Below are 16,119 nucleotides of genomic sequence, written 5' to 3'. Positions count from 1 at the left end.
GGAGTAATTAATCTTAGACTATCACCAATGAATCATCGCTAATATTGCTATTTGCAGTGTTCAAACTAAATTAGTCTATAGCTTTCTTAAGTTCGTCTTTAATGTTTTCTACAGTGTGAGTAGCTTGGGCTTCAGCTTGCTTTGCTTGTCCTTCAGCTTTATCTTGTGGATTACCGGTTACTTCACCCACAATCTCTTGGATTTTTCCTTCAATATTTTTTGCAGTAGCTTCTACTTTTTTTTCGGTACTCATGGTTTTTATTTTCAGCTTGTAGTTGATTAAGCTATTACATAAACTAACAATAGAGAATTATTTTTTACTTCCATCAACCGATAGAATAGTTGGAGGGATTATATTATCTTAAGACAGATACGGAGGATCATAGAAGCACGCAACGTAAAAAAAATGAATATATAGCAAGAGACTGGGGACTGAGTGAAAAGCCTTTTTGTGTCTAAGTTTTATCATCTGTTAATGTCCTAACCACCATGAGTGTTGCTATATCATAAATAAGATATATATGATGAAAACTTGCGGTGTCCAGATCCCTGACTTCGTAAAAGTTGTCGGGGATTTAAATTTTTACGAATGATTTAAGACTGCTATATGCATGTTCATAGAGAATTAGTATAAGTAATAGGACTTACGCACACTCTACGAATTCTCGGCGCTCTTGGCACGGCAGTTGCTTCAAGTCGGCAGAGCCGCCCAACGCACTGCCTCGTCTTGGCGGTTCGATAAATTAAGCGAAGTTGGCAATTTTTGCGTAAGTCCTAAGTAAAAACAAATTTTTAATAAAAGGAAAGTAAAGGAGTGGCAACAAAACATCAGGAAAATATCTGGATGAGTGCAATTAACGACATCATTCGGGGTGCTTGTGGAGGTTTTTTATTTGGCATACCTTTACTGTACACAATGGAGGTTTGGTGGATTGGATCACTGGCAAAACCACAACTGATGATGATGGCGATCGCATTGATGTTTATTGTGGTTTACTTGCTCAATCAGACAGAAGGCTTTCGGAAACGCAGATATAGCTGGCTAGATCATCAAGCCGTAATGGATACCGTAGAAGCGATCGCGATCGGACTAGCTTGCTCTGCCTTTGTGCTGCTACTATTGCGAGAATTAACACTAGAAACTTCCTTAAAGGAATCTTTAGGGAAAATCATCTTTGAAAGTGTACCCTTCGCTCTCGGTGTAGCATTAGCCAACCAGCTTTTAGGGGATACCAGAAATGGCAATCCAGAAGGACAAGCAACCGATCAGGGAAACAGCAAAACTAAGAACAAAGAAGATGAATTACAGGCCACCTTCGCTGATGTGGGTGGAACCCTGATTGGTGCAACTATAATTGCATTTAACATTGCTCCAACAGATGAAATTCCGATGCTAGCAGCCGCAGCCTCGCCACCTTGGCAGTTGGCAATGATCGCCACATCTTTGCTGATTTCTTATGGCATTGTATTTCAGGCAGGCTTTTCTAACCAGCAAAAGCGTAAACAGCAAAAGGGAATTTTTCAACGACCATCAAGCGAAACTATCATGTCTTACCTAGTGTCACTGCTAGCAGGCGCTTTTATGCTGTGGTTCTTTCAAAAGTTAACTTTAAACGACCCTTGGACAATGTGGTTAGATCACACATTGATGCTGGGATTACCTGCAACTATTGGCGGTGCAGCCGGAAGGTTAGCAATATGACTAAAACAGAACAGGAACCACGCTCTATTGCAGAGTGGGTAACATTCAGCGTTGCTTCACTTATCCTAGTAATCATTGTGAGCCTGGTTGGCTACACTTGGCTGAACGAAAAGAATCAACCTCCCATCCTTTCTGTTACCAAAAAAGAAACAATTCGGGAAATTGGTGGTCAATTTTATGTTCCCTTTGAAGTTGTGAACACCGGAGGAGATACAGCTGAGTCAGTTCAGATTATGGCTGAGTTACTGATTAACGGCAAAGTTACAGAAACAGGAGAGCAACAGATCGACTTTTTATCTAATGGTGAAAGGGAAGAGGGTGCATTTGTGTTCAGCCAGAACCCGCGCCAAGGTCAGTTAAACCTACGTGTTGGTAGCTATAAATTGCCCTAGTACCGCAAGGCGGAAGTCAAAAATCAAAAGTCAAAAGTCAAAAGTATTATGAAATGGGCTTTTTATGGATTTTAAATGGTTGCTGTATTTACGCCGTTGAAATTCGCTGGCGCGATCGCTCCCAACTTCTGCCATCACTAAGAAGTCACCAGCTTGTAAACGGGTTTGGTAAATGCAGCCAGATTAATCCTTTAACACCAATTAAGGGAGGAATCATTCCTCCCTTAACGGGTTTCACAGACAACCATTTTCAAGTGGTGACGTTATGAGCTACACACCAACAGGAGTCTTAGCCCCTGCTGCTGGCTGTCTACCATCTGCGTCTAGTGCTTCGCCTTCAATAAATGAACGCAGCATCCAAGCTATTTCCTCATGCTGTTCTAACAGTCCAGTTAAAAAATCAGCAGTTCCCTGATCGTGGAACTTTTCACCAGACTGATCCAAATGATCCCTTAAATTCCGAATAACCTGCTCGTGATCATCCACCAGATTAGCTACCATCCCTGTTGCTGTGGGAACACTACCAGCATGTTCCTTGAGGGTAGCAATCTTGAGAAATCCCTCCAATGAGCCAACTGGGAAACCGCCCAAAGCACGAACCCGCTCTGCCAAGGCATCAATATTTAGAGTTAGCTTTTGGTAGTGTTCTTCCCAAAGTTGGTGCAAAGAGCGGAACTGAGGACCGACGACATCCCAGTGGTACTTTTTGGTTTTCACCAATAGTAGATAGGCATCTGCCAAATCTTGATTCAACAGATTAATTACACCTTGACGCTGTTCTTCTGTCAAACCAATGTTTATCGCACGCATTATTTTCTATCCCTAAGCAAACTTATCTATTAATTTACCAAATTTTCGAGATGATCCACATCAACCAAAGGAAATATTAGGAATTCAAATTAGTTATCACATCGATAATTATACTTATATCTAAATAGGTAGTATGAAGCCGATATTTAGTAGTTAGTGAACTTTATTGATTTTTGCAGCTACAATCAGAAAAATATTAATTAAATATAATTATAAATCAAGACATCTATAATCCAAACTATCTAAACCTCCTTTACCCAAAAATACTCAGGCTGAACAGAAGTTTTATACTTAATTGAACTTATCAGCTTTATATAACTATTTAGTAATGGGTCACTGCTTTTATGCAATCACCCATTACTACCAAAAAATTACCAAAAAAAGAAAGTATTAAATCTGTTACTTACCTGTAATCTTATCCAAGAAATTCTTTACATTTGTTTCAGCTGTGGTTGAACTCTGGGAATTTTCCGGACGCTTTTGTTTGTCAATATCAGCATCTCCCTGAACCTCATTTAGCCCTTTGTTCGACTCCTTTTGAACCTTTTCTAATCCAGCTGGTGGTGCTTGAGCGGCTTCGTCAGTTTTGCGCTGAATGTCAAGCAGTTGTGTAGTAGCTTCGGTCGGGTCACTTTGGTAGCTATCGATCGCAAAAGCAGGAAAAGCACTAGACAACAATAGTAAGGCGCAAGTAAAAGCCACAACGAGAAAACGTACTGGACTTAAGAGAGATAAAACAGGAGCAATAATCTTCATTTGAAATCCTCGATAACAGCTTTAAAAACGCAGAACTTTTACTGAAAGAGCGGAAGCTCATTACCTTATTTGGCAAATTTGAGCAATAATAAAACTAGCAAGCTACGCTTCAATCCCGAAGTTCTTTAAAAACGAACCTGACGAAGAAACTGTCTTTGTATTTATGCATGGAATTAGTAAGGGATAATAAACAAATACCACCTTAATTCTTTAGCAAAATCATTACATTTTATATTGACATTCTTCTCGGAAGGCTCTCTGTTTTTACTTTTACTTTGAAAACGCTAACGCCTGCATCAATCTCTAGAATGAAATTTCCTATATCTTTAGTTACAATAGAATCAGTCTCTAGGTATATCGACTTAATCTAGTTTTGGCAGGTGAATGGCTCTACTATTTATGTTCAGTCAGCTTGACTTTATGCAATCAGTAGAAAAGGGGGCATCCCAAATGTGCAAAAACCTTGATAGCCCTCATCTCTTAACCCCGAATCCCAAACATCAGAGAGGGGCTGGGGGTGAGGCAAAAGAGTTAAGCAAAATTGGGATGCTCCCCTAGAAAAGAACATCTCAATTTCGCCAGAAAATGTTTGTGATTGCGAACGAGTGCGTAGTGTTCGCGTAACGTTTCGTAGTATCTGGCGATTGCTTCACTGCACTAGGTTGCGAGGGTGAGAGAAATTTTGCAGAGAATTTAGAAGATAGCGATCGCTTCGATTATGCTGCAATTGGCAAATTTCTAATAATTAAGCTTCTTCTAACCATGTCTTAGCACCAATCACCCTTCCAACATTTGGAAGTCAAGTAAAACCAGATACTAATCCCCATCAGCAAGAGGTAGTCCAACTCCTTAAACAGGTTATTGCAATCAGCCATCGGACTTCGCCTGCGAGGTTTTTGTACAAATTGCCACTGCGCTTGACGCAACTTTTACCAATTACCGACAACCTGAATAACTTTTCAAACATCTTTTAAGAGTCAATACGCTTGGGTTAGCGTTAAAAACCATAAACCGCGTAGGTTGGGTTGAATGAAGTAAAACCCAACAAACCACTGAAAATGTTGGGTTTCGTTCCTCAACCCAACCTACGATTCTCCTTAACTGAACTGTATTGCTCTAAAAGTCCCCATTCCTAATTTCCTCTAAATTTGATAAGTCTGCTTTATTACCTCTTCTATCGAACTTACGTGATGGAACATTTCTATTAATTCATGGGATCTTGTTTTTCGCTTCGCCAGTAGCACTTTTAACGGCATTAAATAATGAACATCTGGATCATCTCCCAAAGCGACTTCGGCTGCTTGTAAAACTTTTGTCGCATTTTGAAAAATATCCTCGTTGTCAAACGCTTCTTTTGCAGAAAGTTGATGTAACGCTGCATCGGGTACAGTTGCTCTACCCAGCAAAGTTTTATCTAACACCAAACCTTTCAATAATGTCAGCAAAGCTGCATAGATTAAAAAATCATCACAACTATCACAAGCCTTAAATTCGATGCGTCCCACTTCAGCTGGAATACGGGCGATTTTTGTCAATGAAGGTATGCTATTAATCAGTTGTTCCTGTTTTTCAATAAAAACCAGAGTTGCTGGTCTTTTTCCGGTTCTGATAAACGTTCGTACCGATAAGCCATCCCATAAACCTCCGTTATAAAAAGGGGAACTATAACTAAAAGGGACGATATAAGGACTGTAATAAGTTAACTTTTTGCCAATATCAATCACACCTTCAGTAGACAAATCTGCTACTGAAATATTTAAATCTGGACCGTATGTCACCATGTGAATATTAGCAGTTTGTTCGTCAGGATAAGCCTCTAACTGTTTTATTTCATAATCGTTTAATGGGGGTTGAGGCTTAAAAACCAGATTGTAAGGATTAAAACTGACCAAAACAGGTGAGAAACCGAAGTTAGCAGCAACTTCACGTAGCAAGTCAAAACTTTCTGATAATTCAGTAATAGCGCCTTGAATATCAGAATGTATAGTTGTTCTAATTTCGATACCTTTAGCATGACAGTCTATCACCTTGTCTGAATCTGCAAATCTTTCAAATCCCTCAATGTACCATCTCTTTATCTTAATACCAGCATCACCAATGCGTAGTTGAGGATAGTCGCTGGGGTATGTAGGTAGCCTTTCAATAATTTGATTGAAATCAGCAAATTTTGTGTGGAAAAAATCAGCAAACTTTCCTTCTTTGTTTAGGAAAGCGACTTCATGCTCAATGCCAAATAAAAACATTATAAATTTACCTTAATTACAATGATTTGGACTCACTCAATTTGGGATTTTTCCATAGTTAAAACTGCAAGGGCTGCTAAAACGTTTTTACCCAACAGGATTTTAAATCCAAAATCTCAAATTTGCTCAACCTAATCTAACTAGTGCCAATTGATATAAACAAGAGAATACATACGAATATTTAGCAATAGTGATTTTACTCCTACTAGCATCAAATGCTGCTTCAAATTAGGGATTATATATGCGATGGGGTCTGTCTCATTGTTATTCAGAGGAGAATTAGTCACAATTCTTGTATAATACCGATAATCACTTTAATTTGATTCATAAATTTAATTATAAAAATTCTCAAGATTACTCTTAGACGGATTTTACCTTAAGATCGATTGTTGCGATTTTGAAATTTCTCTGGTTTACGTCTTTATACACACCTTTATACACAAGGAGTTTGCCCTTGGTATTGGTGGTGCGATCGCACTTTCTTGATTTTTCTCTGCTGTCCTCACCATCTTCATCGTCACTGGGTAAGCTAGCTTAGTAGTGATTGAGGAAAGCTACCAGACGTGAAGTTTATGACAAGTACCGTTCAATCCCCCTACAGCAGCGAACAGATTGCCGCTTGGTTGCGTGGACTGCTCACCATTGCTTGGGCAGATGGTAATTTTGATCCTCAAGAACAGGAATTAATTGCCAGCATCACCAAAGATGAATTAGCTCTTGGGATTAAATGGGATTCATTAGAGATAATTACACCAGAGGAATTAGCCCCAGTGTTGGGTAAAGGTACACCAGCAGCGGAAAATTTCTTAAGGACAGCGATAATGGTAGCGATCGCAGATGGTACTTATTCTCCCAGCGAAGATCAGGTTTTGAAACAGTTCTGCCAATCCTTAGAACAGCCAGAGAATTTACTCGAAGCCCTTCGCCACACCCTAGAACAGCCACTGCAAATTAACTTAACAATCCCCAGCCCTAAACTTACAAAGCGTCAAGTTAATGCACTACACCCCCTGCGCGACTGGCTCGATCGGCTAGATATCCAAGACCCAAGAGTAGCCCGCTTTTTGTGTAAAATGATTCCCTCTCAGTGTCCCTTTGAGCGGGATGTCACCCTATTTAGACGTAAGATTGTCCACATCCCACCAATGTGTAAAATTAACCCGTTATATGAGCAACTGGTGGGCTTACGTTTCCGCGCCCTCTCCTATCTGGCAGATAAATGTGGTGAAGATGTTTCACCATATATTTAGTTAGAGTGAGAAGTGAGGAGTTATAATTTTAACTCCTAATTCCTAACTCCTCACTTCTCATTATTATTTAAGTATGCAATTTATCGACCAAGCAAAAATTGAAGTTGAAGCTGGTAAGGGCGGCGATGGTATAGTCGCCTTCCGGCGTGAGAAGTACGTGCCGACTGGTGGCCCCTCTGGTGGTAATGGGGGACGAGGCGGCTCAGTATTTTTCGTTGCCGATGAAAACCTACAAACCTTGCTAGACTTCAGATACAACCATCGCTTTCAGGCAGAAAAAGGAACTCGTGGTGGCCCAAATAACTGTACTGGAGCAGCAGGAAAGGATTTGATCATCGAAGTTCCCTGTGGTACAACCATTTATGATGCTGAAACTAGCGAATTGCTGGGGGATTTAACTGAGCCTAAGCAGACTTTGCGGATTGCCCAAGGTGGTAAAGGCGGCTTGGGAAATCAGCATTTCTTGAGTAACCGTAACCGCGCCCCAGAATACGCCCTCCCAGGATTACCAGGGGAAATAAAGCAGCTGCGTCTGGAGTTAAAACTTTTGGCTGAAGTGGGGATTATTGGCTTACCAAATGCTGGTAAATCCACTTTAATTTCATCTTTATCAGCTGCACGTCCAAAAATCGCAGACTACCCCTTCACTACCCTCATCCCAAATTTGGGTGTAGTGCAAAAACCTACTGGCGATGGTACTGTTTTCGCCGACATTCCCGGACTAATTGAGGGAGCAGCTCAAGGAGCAGGGCTGGGACATGATTTCTTGCGCCATATTGAGCGCACACGGGTGTTACTTCACTTAATTGATGCTACTAGTGATGATGTGGTTCGAGACTTTAACACAATTAAGCAAGAATTACAAGCCTATGGACGGGGTTTAGCAGAACGCCCACAAATTTTGGCGCTGAACAAAATTGATGCAGTTGATCGGGAAACTATCGATTTGGAGGCATTAGCTACCCAACTTAATCATCTCTCCTACGCCCCAGTTTTTGTGATTTCAGCAGTTACTCGCACTGGGTTAGAGCCGATGTTACAGGAAATCTGGGGAATTCTCGACCAAATCAAGGTTCCTGAAGAAGTGGAGGTATTTAGATAATTACTAATTCGTAATTCGTAATCACTACTTCCAGAAGGGAAGTGGTGTTGGCAGCGGAAATACTTTGTTTTTTACTCACGGTATTGTAGAAAAGCTCTTAAAATTACGAGTTATGTTGACGTATTCTGAATCATGGGAATCTTAATCAAAAACTCAGCGCCTTGTCCTGGCTGCGAAATACATTCTAAAGAACCGCCATGTCTTTCTGTAATGATCTGGTAGCTAATGGCAAGTCCCATCCCCGTACCTTTGCCGATGGGCTTGGTAGTAAAGAAGGGGTCAAATAGTTGTTTTTTAACATCTTCTGATATTCCCAATCCATTGTCGATAATTCTAATTGTTACCTGATTTGGCTCTTGTAGTTGGGTGCAAATGCGAATTATCGAAATTGGACATTGGGAATTGGGCGTGGCTATTCTCCTTGTCCCCTTGTCCCCCTCATCCCCACTCCCCACTCTCTCTTCTAAAGCATCGATCGCATTTGTCAAAATATTCATGAATACTTGGTTTAGCTGCCCAGCGTAACATTGAACCTGCGGTAGTTTGCCGTATTCTTTGATTATTTCAATTGTCGAACGTTGGTCATTAGTCTTGAAGCGGCTTTGCAAAATCATCAGAGTACTGTCGATTCCCTCATGGATATCAACGGCTTTCATTTCGGCTTCATCTAAGCGTGAAAAAGTTCGTAAGGAAAGCACAATCTCCCGAATGCGGTCTGCCCCAATGTTCATTGAGTTGATTATTTGTGGCAAATCTGACTTCAAAAAGTCCAGTTCGATTAGTTCTGCAAAATCCTCAATTTCTGGCACAGGTAGAGGATAATGACTTTGGTAGAGTTGCAAAAGTGAAAGTAAATCTTGGGTATATTCCTTGGCAGGGCTGAGGTTGCCATAGATAAAATTGACCGGGTTATTGATTTCGTGTGCCACTCCTGCGACTAGTTGACCCAAACTGGACATCTTTTCAGTTTGAATTAACTGAGTCTGAGTATGTTGAAGTTCCCGGAGTGCAACTTTAAGTTCTTCGGCTTGTTGTCGTAGTTGCGCTTCCGACTTGAGCAGGGCTTCTTTGGCTTATTTACGTTCTGTAATGTCCCTAATAACAGCTACCCGACAGAAAGGCTCTCCTGTTTCAGGATGTTTAACCAGAAACAGGCTGCAATCAGTGGGAATTTCTATGCCCGTTTGAAAATGCCTATAGCGAAACTCCCCTTGCCAGAAACCATGTTGAAATATCAAAGGAGTAATTTTTTGCTGAAACTCTGCAAAAGCTTCTGGTGAATAACAATCAACCAAGGATTTGGTTTTGGCTGCTTCCAGGCTACTAAGTCCCACCATCTTCAGTCCGGCAGGGTTCACATAGAGAATTTGCCCTTCCATTGAAGCAATGCCAATAAAGTCACTGCTGTTTTCAATCAACGCTACAAATTTTTGCTGTTCCTCTTCTGCTCGTTTGCGTTCTGTGATGTCTAACACCATTGAGGCAACGCCAATCACCTGGTCATCAGTAGTCACTAACGGGTTGTTATACCACTCACAGACTATCGTCCTGCCATCTTTAGTGACGTTATCGTTGACACTAAAACTTCCTCCTCGTTGTGTTAACAAGGCAGTGAGAATTTCATTTACTTGTTTTTTGACGTTTTCAGGTATTACGATATCAAAATGTTTCCCCAGCATTTCCTCTGTGGTGTACCCAAAGATTCTTTCTGCTGCCCGATTCCATGTCTGAATCTCAAAGTTGGTATTCCATTCAATGATGGCTAAAGGTGTTTGTTCAATCAGCAACGCCAGTCTTTGCTGTGAAGCCTTGAGTTCTGCCTCTGCTTGCTTATATTCGGTAATGTCGCGAAAATACCAAATTCTACCGTAATAGTCTTCTAAAGGTGATGTCTCACCACAAGCTCCTTGGTGTTTACGCACGGGTGCAGAATAACGGTCAAAAATCTTTCCAAACTTCAGGAAAATTTCATCACGGCTGCTTTCCTCTGGATGCTGGTAAAGATACTCCACCTTAGCCAGAAATTCGTCTGGATTGAGTAGTTGGTCTACTACCCATCCCAAGAGTTGGCGATCGTCGCCTGTCTGGAGGAGTGCCGCAGGAATTTGCCATAACTTGGAGAATTTCTGATTGAATGATGCAACTTTACGATTTTCATCAATAATCAGAATTCCGTCGATAGAAGCTTCTTGTTGAGCTTGCAGCACAGCATTAATGCGATGTAGGTCTGATGCTTGGTGGCGATCGCGCAGTGTACCAGTTACACCCAGAACTTTTCCGGCTTCATTCTGTAAAATGATGTCTCGAATACAACCCACCAGAAATTTATTACCAGTCTCATCTTCAAAGCAAGACTTTTTTGTAGAGATGAGATGGGTTATACCCTGAGCATCGGTAAAAAGATCCTGGTTCTCATTAGTAATATTTGTCGTGAAAACCAGTTCATCTTGTTGCCGGAACACATCAGCTTCTGCTTGAGGAAAAAAATCATAGTCTGACTTACCAATTAATTCTTCTCGGCTATGACCTACGAAATGACAATAGGTATCGTTAAGTAATACCCAGCGATGTTGACGGTCTTTGACAAAAATTGGGTCAGATATACCATTGATCATCTGATGCAGAAATGTCGGCGAAAAGTTTTGCTGCTGCGTGTTTTGTTTTTGTGCGGGGTTATCTAAAAATCTAGGATGGTTCATACCAGAATTTATCTCTAAAATTAAGCAATAAAGAAACCTCTCTCTAGTTTTACTACGTAAAATCGCCCCTCTCGCCCGTCGGAAAGGGAAAGACTTGAACGAAAATCCAAGGCAGGGAGAGGTTTGTCGAACTCACGTTTATTTAGCTCCGTGTGTCAAGATGAGTAGTATTTATTATTCCCACACTAAATATGGATGCAACAAGCAAAGCAATGTCTAACTTTTGGTGTTTTCAGGGGATTGGGGGCTGAGGACTAGGAAGATTTTATTCTCTCCAGGAACAAAGACACATTAGCGATGCCTGCGGCGGGCTACGCCAACGCATTCATCATCTGTGGCGTGGTTTTTTTAAGTAGCAGAATTAATACAAAAGCTTAAAAGCCTTGCTTACTAGTAAAAAAACGGAGTTAGACTAGAACCACAGGGTAACAATCATCGGAATATTATGATGAGCGATCGCGACTATACATTAATCATTGACAAAAGCGGTAGTATGTCCACACCCGACCAAGTGGGTGGTAGAAGTAGATGGGAGATAGCCCAAGAGTCTACTCTGGCTTTAGCAAGAAAGGCCGAACAGTTTGACCCCGATGGTATCACTGTTTACTTGTTTTCCGGTAGATTTAAACGCTACGATGATGTCACCTCAGCCAAAGTCGCACAGATATTTCTCGAAAATGACCCTTCTGGGACAACAAATTTAGCAGGTGTACTTCAGGATGCCCTAAATAACTACTTTCAACGCAAAGCTGCTGGTAAAAGCAAGCCAAACGGAGAGACAATTTTAGTCATTACCGATGGTGAACCAGACGATCGCAAAGCTGTGTTTGAAGTCATCATTCATGCTACTCGCCAGATGGAACGTGATGAAGAATTAGGAATTTCGATCATTCAAGTAGGTTCAGATGCCCAAGCAACTAAGTTCCTCAAAGCTTTGGATGACCAGTTACAAAGTGTTGGCGCTAAATTTGATATTTGCGATACCGTCACTTTAGACGATTTAGAAGAAATGAGCCTTGTAGATGTGTTGACGAACGCAATCACTGACTAATGTGTTGCTCATCCATAGTGCAATAAGCAATTTTAAATTTTGGATTGAAGGATTCAAAATTAAAACCTGGTTTCAGAGCAACTAGTTTCAACTAGGGAAAAATCCTAAATCCCAAATTTCTTTACCAAGACCCTACTTTTAGGTTAACAGTTAATCTAAAATCTAAAATACAAAATTGATTGATTCTTAATTGGAGAATTGAATAATGCTAGAAAATCGTGACTACACCTTAATTATCGACAAAAGCGGCAGCATGGCAACCCAAGATCAAAAGGGTGGTAGAAGCAGATGGGTTGCAGCACAGGAATCTACTTTAGCTTTAGCTAGTAAGTGTGAGCAATTTGACCCAGACGGCATCACTATCTATGTATTTTCTGGTAGATTTAAGCGATACGAAAATGTGACATCCAACATAGTAGCGCAAATTTTTCGAGAAAATGATCCCTCTGGTACAACTGATTTAGCAGGTGTGTTAAAACACGCAACTGATGATTACTTACAACGGAAAGCAGCCGGTCAAACAAAGCCAAATGGTGAAACAATTTTAGTGGTTACTGATGGTGAACCGGACGATCGCAAAGCAGTCATGAGAGTAATTATTGAAGCTTCTCGCCGTATCGATCGAGATGAAGAATTAGCAATTTCCTTCATTCAAGTCGGCACAGATCCACAAGCTACTCGTTTTCTCAAAGTCTTAGACGATGAACTCCAAAGTGCTGGTGCTAAGTTTGATATCTGTGACACAATTACTATGGAAGATATGGAAGATTTGAGTCTATCAGAAGTGCTGCTCAATGCCATTAATGACTAGCTATACTATATTATTAGGAATTACAAAAATGGATTCCATTGATAAGCTGTTAGCTGAACTGCAAAATGAATATAAAGAAGTACAACCTCAACAGCAGCAGTCAAAATCAGCCACAGCCAAATCCTTTATCCCACCATCGCCAAAGTCCGCATCTTTCATAGATAACCTTTTGGCAGAAGTTCAGGCTGATTTTGCCCAACAGGATGCTGCTAGTGAATTGAAAAGACAGCAAGAATTAGAACAGGAAAGGGTTCGACAAGAACAACTCAAAGCCAAACAACTAGAGGTTTTGAAAGTGCAGGCAAAAGAATGGTTAGCCAAACTAGATCCACTTTCGTCTGAAGGACTGTGGTTTGAAAGATTTGCTGAAAGTTATTCCTCAAAATTAGAGGCAGCGATTGAATATTTAAAAAGCAATTAATAAATAAGTCAAAATTTAAAACCCTACTGATAAATCTGCTAGCTCAAATTATAAGTTAGCAATTATTATTTATTACCTATACTCAATATTGATGGTGATCTGTTCTAGCTAAATGTTGAACAGCCCATTCATGCATAGCATAGAGAATTGGTTGTAAAGTTTCTCCTAAAGGCGTCAGTGAATATTCTACCTTGGGTGGGATTTGAGGATAAACTTCTCGATGAATAATGCCGTCTTCCTCCATTTCTCTAAGTTGCTGGGTCAGCACCTTTTGCGTAACTCCAGGTAAAGCCCGTTGCAACTCACCAAACCGTTTGACGCCAGTCATTAATTCTCTAATAATTAAAACTTTCCAGCGTCCGCCAATCACCTTTAGGGTAGTTTCTACTTCACAAGTCAGCCTGCGATGGTTTTCTGCTTCAGCTTTCATAGTTTTTTTGTAGGAAGAACCTGACTCAGGTTTACTTATTCTTTATTTTTTAGGTGGGGATTCAGGGCAGACACATCTTGTCAGTAAGAAAGGCATAATCTCAATAGAGATCCAAATAATAGCATTAAGTACCGCTTATTGATAATAAATTAGGCGTAGACATCGCTATTAGCTTGTAGAAATCAACCGAACCATAAATCCCTATTCTATTGTTAAGTTGTAACCTTCTGCATAAGCATTAGATATAGGACTTACGCAAAAATTGCCAACTTCGCTTAATTTATCGAACCGCCAAGACGAGGCAGTGCGTTGGGCGGCTCTGCCGACTTGAAGCAACTGCCGTGCCAAGAGCGCCGAGAATTCGTAAAGTGTGCGTAAGTCCTAAGATAGTTCGTAATCTTTATTCAGGTGTCAATAGCGTCCTAACCAACCTAAAGTATGTTCAAATACCCAAAGTTTAGATACGAATCGGCAGATGGCTCGTTGATGACGAAATTGTATCGGCAAGGAAAAAAGTGGGAAATTAATTTGAAGAAGGCAAGAGGTAGACCTCCTGCCTTGAAAGCTAAATGTTAAATGTTCTCAATTTTTTAACATTAGATACTCAAGGATATCTATAATTACGTAGCTACCAACTCAGAATCGATTTCCGATGGCGCACTATCTTGGACTAGCGATCGCGTTTCACCATTGCCCTGGAGGATACCGCCAACCATTGCCAACACGGCGTTTACCTTGCGGGTTCGCCACATATCTACGAGTTTTTGTACTTCAGTTGCAGACATCCGTCGCATCATCGCTTCGTAGAGATAAGCAGCATGTCCAGTTTCATCTTCGGCAATATTTAGCATTCCTAACTTCAAGTTCCGAGCGGTTGACTCGTTATCAGGTAATACTTTCGCCATTCGCGCAAAGTCTTTACTAGCATCTAACTCCAGAATGTATGTGCTAGCCATAAACACATCCCAATCAATCACAGCAGGTTTGAGCTGTTCTTGAGAGTAGCCCTCAAAGAATGCTGCGAAAAAAGGACTACGCTGTTGTGATTTCTTTGTGGATGGAGTTTGGGGTTGACGCTTGAAATCTATAACTTGTTTATCCAACTGTTGTAAAGCGTGGGCAAAAATTTTACCATGCCTAGTTTCATCTAATGCATGTTTTGTTAGTTTTTGGGCTAGCCATGTATCGCCCTCAGCAGCTGCGCGATCGCTAAGTGCAGTTAAAAACGGCACAGAGCCAGATTCCGCCAACTGAAACCCCGCAAGAATGTTGGGGCGGGTTTTCAAATCACGAATTTGAGCAGCAGAGTAATAAGCAAAGACACCTGAACCAGCTAGATGCAGAATATGAGTCAAGAAGTTCATCAGGAATTCCCGCAGACAATTGGAAGGTTACAATTCTTATACTAATCCGCATTTTCTGTTCGGTTGCTGCCAGAGGGTCTTACCATTTGGGATTTTGAATTGCCTATAGTTAACAAATATATCTTTTGATTTTGCTAATATCATCCCACAGAGGTAATGCAGGTAAGTTTAAATGGATAAATTAATTAAACCAGTGCGATTTTGGCTTTGTGCAACTATCATCTTTTTGGGTTTGATCGGCTGCGATCGCTTTGTCAGTACTTCTGGAGATGCGGTTGAGCGGGTGAGTGATGGCGATACTATAGTAGTGAAAGATGCTGATGGCAAAAATATTACCGTGCGTTTTGCTTGTGTAGATGCGCCAGAAATAGCTCATACTAACAAAGAAAAGCAGAGTAAACGCATTAGCGATCGCAATCAATTTACTTGGGGTGTGAAAGCACGAGAACGAGTGCAACAACTGGTGCAACAAGGAGGCGATCGCGTGACATTGAATATCACAGATAGTGATCGCTATGGACGCAAAATTGCCGAAGTCCGGTTAAAAAATGGCACTTTTGTACAACAGGTATTGTTGCAAGAAGGGTTAGCAAAAGTGTATCGTCCCTATTTAAACAAGTGTCCTAGTAAAAACTTAGTTCAACAAGCCGAAGTTGAAGCGAAGCAGCAACGGCTTGGCGTTTGGAGTGATACTAAATTTGTTAATCCTTGGGAATATCGCAGCCTATATAAGAAGTAAAAATTCATAATTATCTTATGTGAGGGGATTTAAACCGTTCGACTGAGCGCTTACGCCAAAAACCCAACTGTAACTCTAAATACTTGCAGTAGCACTGATTAGAAATCTTTTTTAATTATGAATTAGGTTGATAACCTCTACTCCTCTCCCCAAGTTTGCAGTTGCAAATAAACTAGTACCAGCGTCATTGCTAATAACACCGTCGCGGCTGCTGCTGCATAACCAAAATCAAACTGACCAAAAGCCTCTTGGTAGGAGTACCTCAAAACGACTTTGGAGTACCTCAAAACGACTTTGAAGTACCTCAAAACGACTTTGGAGTACCTCAAAACGACTTTGGAGTACCTCA

Annotated in this window: 16 protein-coding genes and 2 pseudogenes; 9 read left to right on the top strand and 9 right to left on the bottom strand. The window is 40.8% G+C overall.

The features are described from left to right. Nucleotides 1-70: 70 nt before the first annotated feature. Nucleotides 71-253, bottom strand: coding sequence for a CsbD family protein (locus tag V7K35_RS10370; RefSeq protein WP_335078636.1), 183 nt, complete (start codon nucleotides 251-253; stop codon nucleotides 71-73). Nucleotides 254-844: 591 nt separating this feature from the next. Here V7K35_RS10370 and V7K35_RS10365 point away from each other — a divergent pair. From V7K35_RS10365 to V7K35_RS10355, 3 genes are read left to right on the top strand one after another with little or no spacing between them, the layout of a single operon-like run. Then, nucleotides 845-1,702, top strand: coding sequence for a TIGR02587 family membrane protein (locus V7K35_RS10365; protein WP_442939712.1), 858 nt, complete (start codon nucleotides 845-847; stop codon nucleotides 1,700-1,702). Further along, the gene (locus tag V7K35_RS10360) at nucleotides 1,699-2,094 is read left to right on the top strand and encodes a TIGR02588 family protein (RefSeq protein WP_335078632.1); all 396 of its coding nucleotides are present in this window, start codon (nucleotides 1,699-1,701) and stop codon (nucleotides 2,092-2,094) included. The genes V7K35_RS10365 and V7K35_RS10360 overlap by 4 nt, the downstream gene beginning before the upstream one ends. 53 nt (nucleotides 2,095-2,147) lie before the next feature. Then, nucleotides 2,148-2,363, top strand: coding sequence for a hypothetical protein (locus V7K35_RS10355; RefSeq protein WP_335078630.1), 216 nt, complete (start codon nucleotides 2,148-2,150; stop codon nucleotides 2,361-2,363). Between the two features lies 1 nt (nucleotide 2,364). On the opposite strand, the gene V7K35_RS10350 is transcribed toward V7K35_RS10355, so the two are convergent. The 3 genes from V7K35_RS10350 to V7K35_RS10340 form a co-directional block, all read right to left on the bottom strand. Further along, nucleotides 2,365-2,904, bottom strand: coding sequence for a Dps family protein (locus V7K35_RS10350; protein ID WP_273764622.1), 540 nt, complete (start codon nucleotides 2,902-2,904; stop codon nucleotides 2,365-2,367). Between the two features lie 399 nt (nucleotides 2,905-3,303). After that, entirely contained in the window at nucleotides 3,304-3,660 is a 357-nt protein-coding gene (locus tag V7K35_RS10345; RefSeq protein ID WP_334796055.1) for a hypothetical protein, read from the bottom strand. A gap of 1,142 nt (nucleotides 3,661-4,802) precedes the next feature. Further along, on the bottom strand, nucleotides 4,803-5,903 hold the full coding sequence (locus V7K35_RS10340; protein WP_335078628.1) for a glutamate-cysteine ligase family protein: 1,101 nt from the start codon (nucleotides 5,901-5,903) through the stop codon (nucleotides 4,803-4,805). 572 nt (nucleotides 5,904-6,475) lie between these two features. Here V7K35_RS10340 and V7K35_RS10335 point away from each other — a divergent pair. Next, nucleotides 6,476-7,153 (top strand): Mo-dependent nitrogenase C-terminal domain-containing protein, encoded by a 678-nt coding sequence (locus tag V7K35_RS10335; RefSeq protein WP_335078626.1) that lies wholly within the window; start codon nucleotides 6,476-6,478, stop codon nucleotides 7,151-7,153. A 73-nt stretch (nucleotides 7,154-7,226) separates the two neighbouring features. Beyond that, nucleotides 7,227-8,255 carry a GTPase ObgE gene (obgE, locus tag V7K35_RS10330; protein ID WP_335078624.1) on the top strand — a complete coding sequence of 343 codons (1,029 nt, stop codon included), beginning with the start codon at nucleotides 7,227-7,229 and terminating at the stop codon, nucleotides 8,253-8,255. Between the two features lie 110 nt (nucleotides 8,256-8,365). Here obgE and V7K35_RS10325 read toward each other — a convergent pair. Both V7K35_RS10325 and V7K35_RS10320 read right to left on the bottom strand, forming a co-directional pair. Continuing rightward, a pseudogene (locus V7K35_RS10325) lies at nucleotides 8,366-9,304 on the bottom strand (sensor histidine kinase); the annotation flags it as partial. Between the two features lie 24 nt (nucleotides 9,305-9,328). Then, nucleotides 9,329-10,954 (bottom strand): PAS domain S-box protein, encoded by a 1,626-nt coding sequence (locus V7K35_RS10320; protein WP_335078620.1) that lies wholly within the window; start codon nucleotides 10,952-10,954, stop codon nucleotides 9,329-9,331. Nucleotides 10,955-11,399: 445 nt separating this feature from the next. Between V7K35_RS10320 and V7K35_RS10315 the strand changes: the two genes are divergently transcribed. The 3 genes from V7K35_RS10315 (at nucleotide 11,400) to V7K35_RS10305 (ending at nucleotide 13,237) form a co-directional block, all read left to right on the top strand. After that, a complete protein-coding gene (locus V7K35_RS10315; RefSeq protein WP_273764635.1) occupies nucleotides 11,400-12,005 on the top strand; it encodes a vWA domain-containing protein in 606 nt (201 codons plus the stop codon). Nucleotides 12,006-12,210: 205 nt separating this feature from the next. After that, on the top strand, nucleotides 12,211-12,816 hold the full coding sequence (locus V7K35_RS10310; RefSeq protein WP_335078618.1) for a vWA domain-containing protein: 606 nt from the start codon (nucleotides 12,211-12,213) through the stop codon (nucleotides 12,814-12,816). Nucleotides 12,817-12,844: 28 nt separating this feature from the next. Further along, the gene (locus V7K35_RS10305; protein WP_334792632.1) at nucleotides 12,845-13,237 is read left to right on the top strand and encodes a salt stress protein, Slr1339 family; all 393 of its coding nucleotides are present in this window, start codon (nucleotides 12,845-12,847) and stop codon (nucleotides 13,235-13,237) included. Between the two features lie 82 nt (nucleotides 13,238-13,319). Here V7K35_RS10305 and V7K35_RS10300 read toward each other — a convergent pair whose 3' ends face one another. Both V7K35_RS10300 and V7K35_RS10295 read right to left on the bottom strand, forming a co-directional pair. Continuing rightward, nucleotides 13,320-13,667: a winged helix-turn-helix transcriptional regulator gene (locus V7K35_RS10300; RefSeq protein WP_335078616.1), complete on the bottom strand. Its 348-nt coding sequence runs from the start codon at nucleotides 13,665-13,667 to the stop codon at nucleotides 13,320-13,322. Nucleotides 13,668-14,287: 620 nt separating this feature from the next. After that, the gene (locus tag V7K35_RS10295) at nucleotides 14,288-15,031 is read right to left on the bottom strand and encodes a ferritin-like domain-containing protein (protein ID WP_335078614.1); all 744 of its coding nucleotides are present in this window, start codon (nucleotides 15,029-15,031) and stop codon (nucleotides 14,288-14,290) included. 172 nt (nucleotides 15,032-15,203) lie between these two features. Here V7K35_RS10295 and V7K35_RS10290 point away from each other — a divergent pair, with 172 nt between their 5' ends. Further along, nucleotides 15,204-15,770, top strand: a complete 567-nt coding sequence (locus tag V7K35_RS10290) for a thermonuclease family protein (RefSeq protein WP_335078612.1) — start codon at nucleotides 15,204-15,206, stop codon at nucleotides 15,768-15,770. Nucleotides 15,771-15,907: 137 nt separating this feature from the next. On the opposite strand, the pseudogene V7K35_RS10285 reads toward V7K35_RS10290, so the two are convergent. Further along, nucleotides 15,908-16,030, bottom strand: a pseudogene (locus tag V7K35_RS10285) (carbohydrate ABC transporter permease); the annotation flags it as partial. Nucleotides 16,031-16,119 lie beyond the last annotated feature (89 nt).

Origin of the sequence: Nostoc sp. (genome assembly GCF_036917275.1) — a bacterium.
Taxonomy (GTDB): Bacteria; Cyanobacteriota; Cyanobacteriia; order Cyanobacteriales; family Nostocaceae; genus Nostoc.
This window is presented reverse-complemented; position numbering and strand designations above follow the sequence as displayed.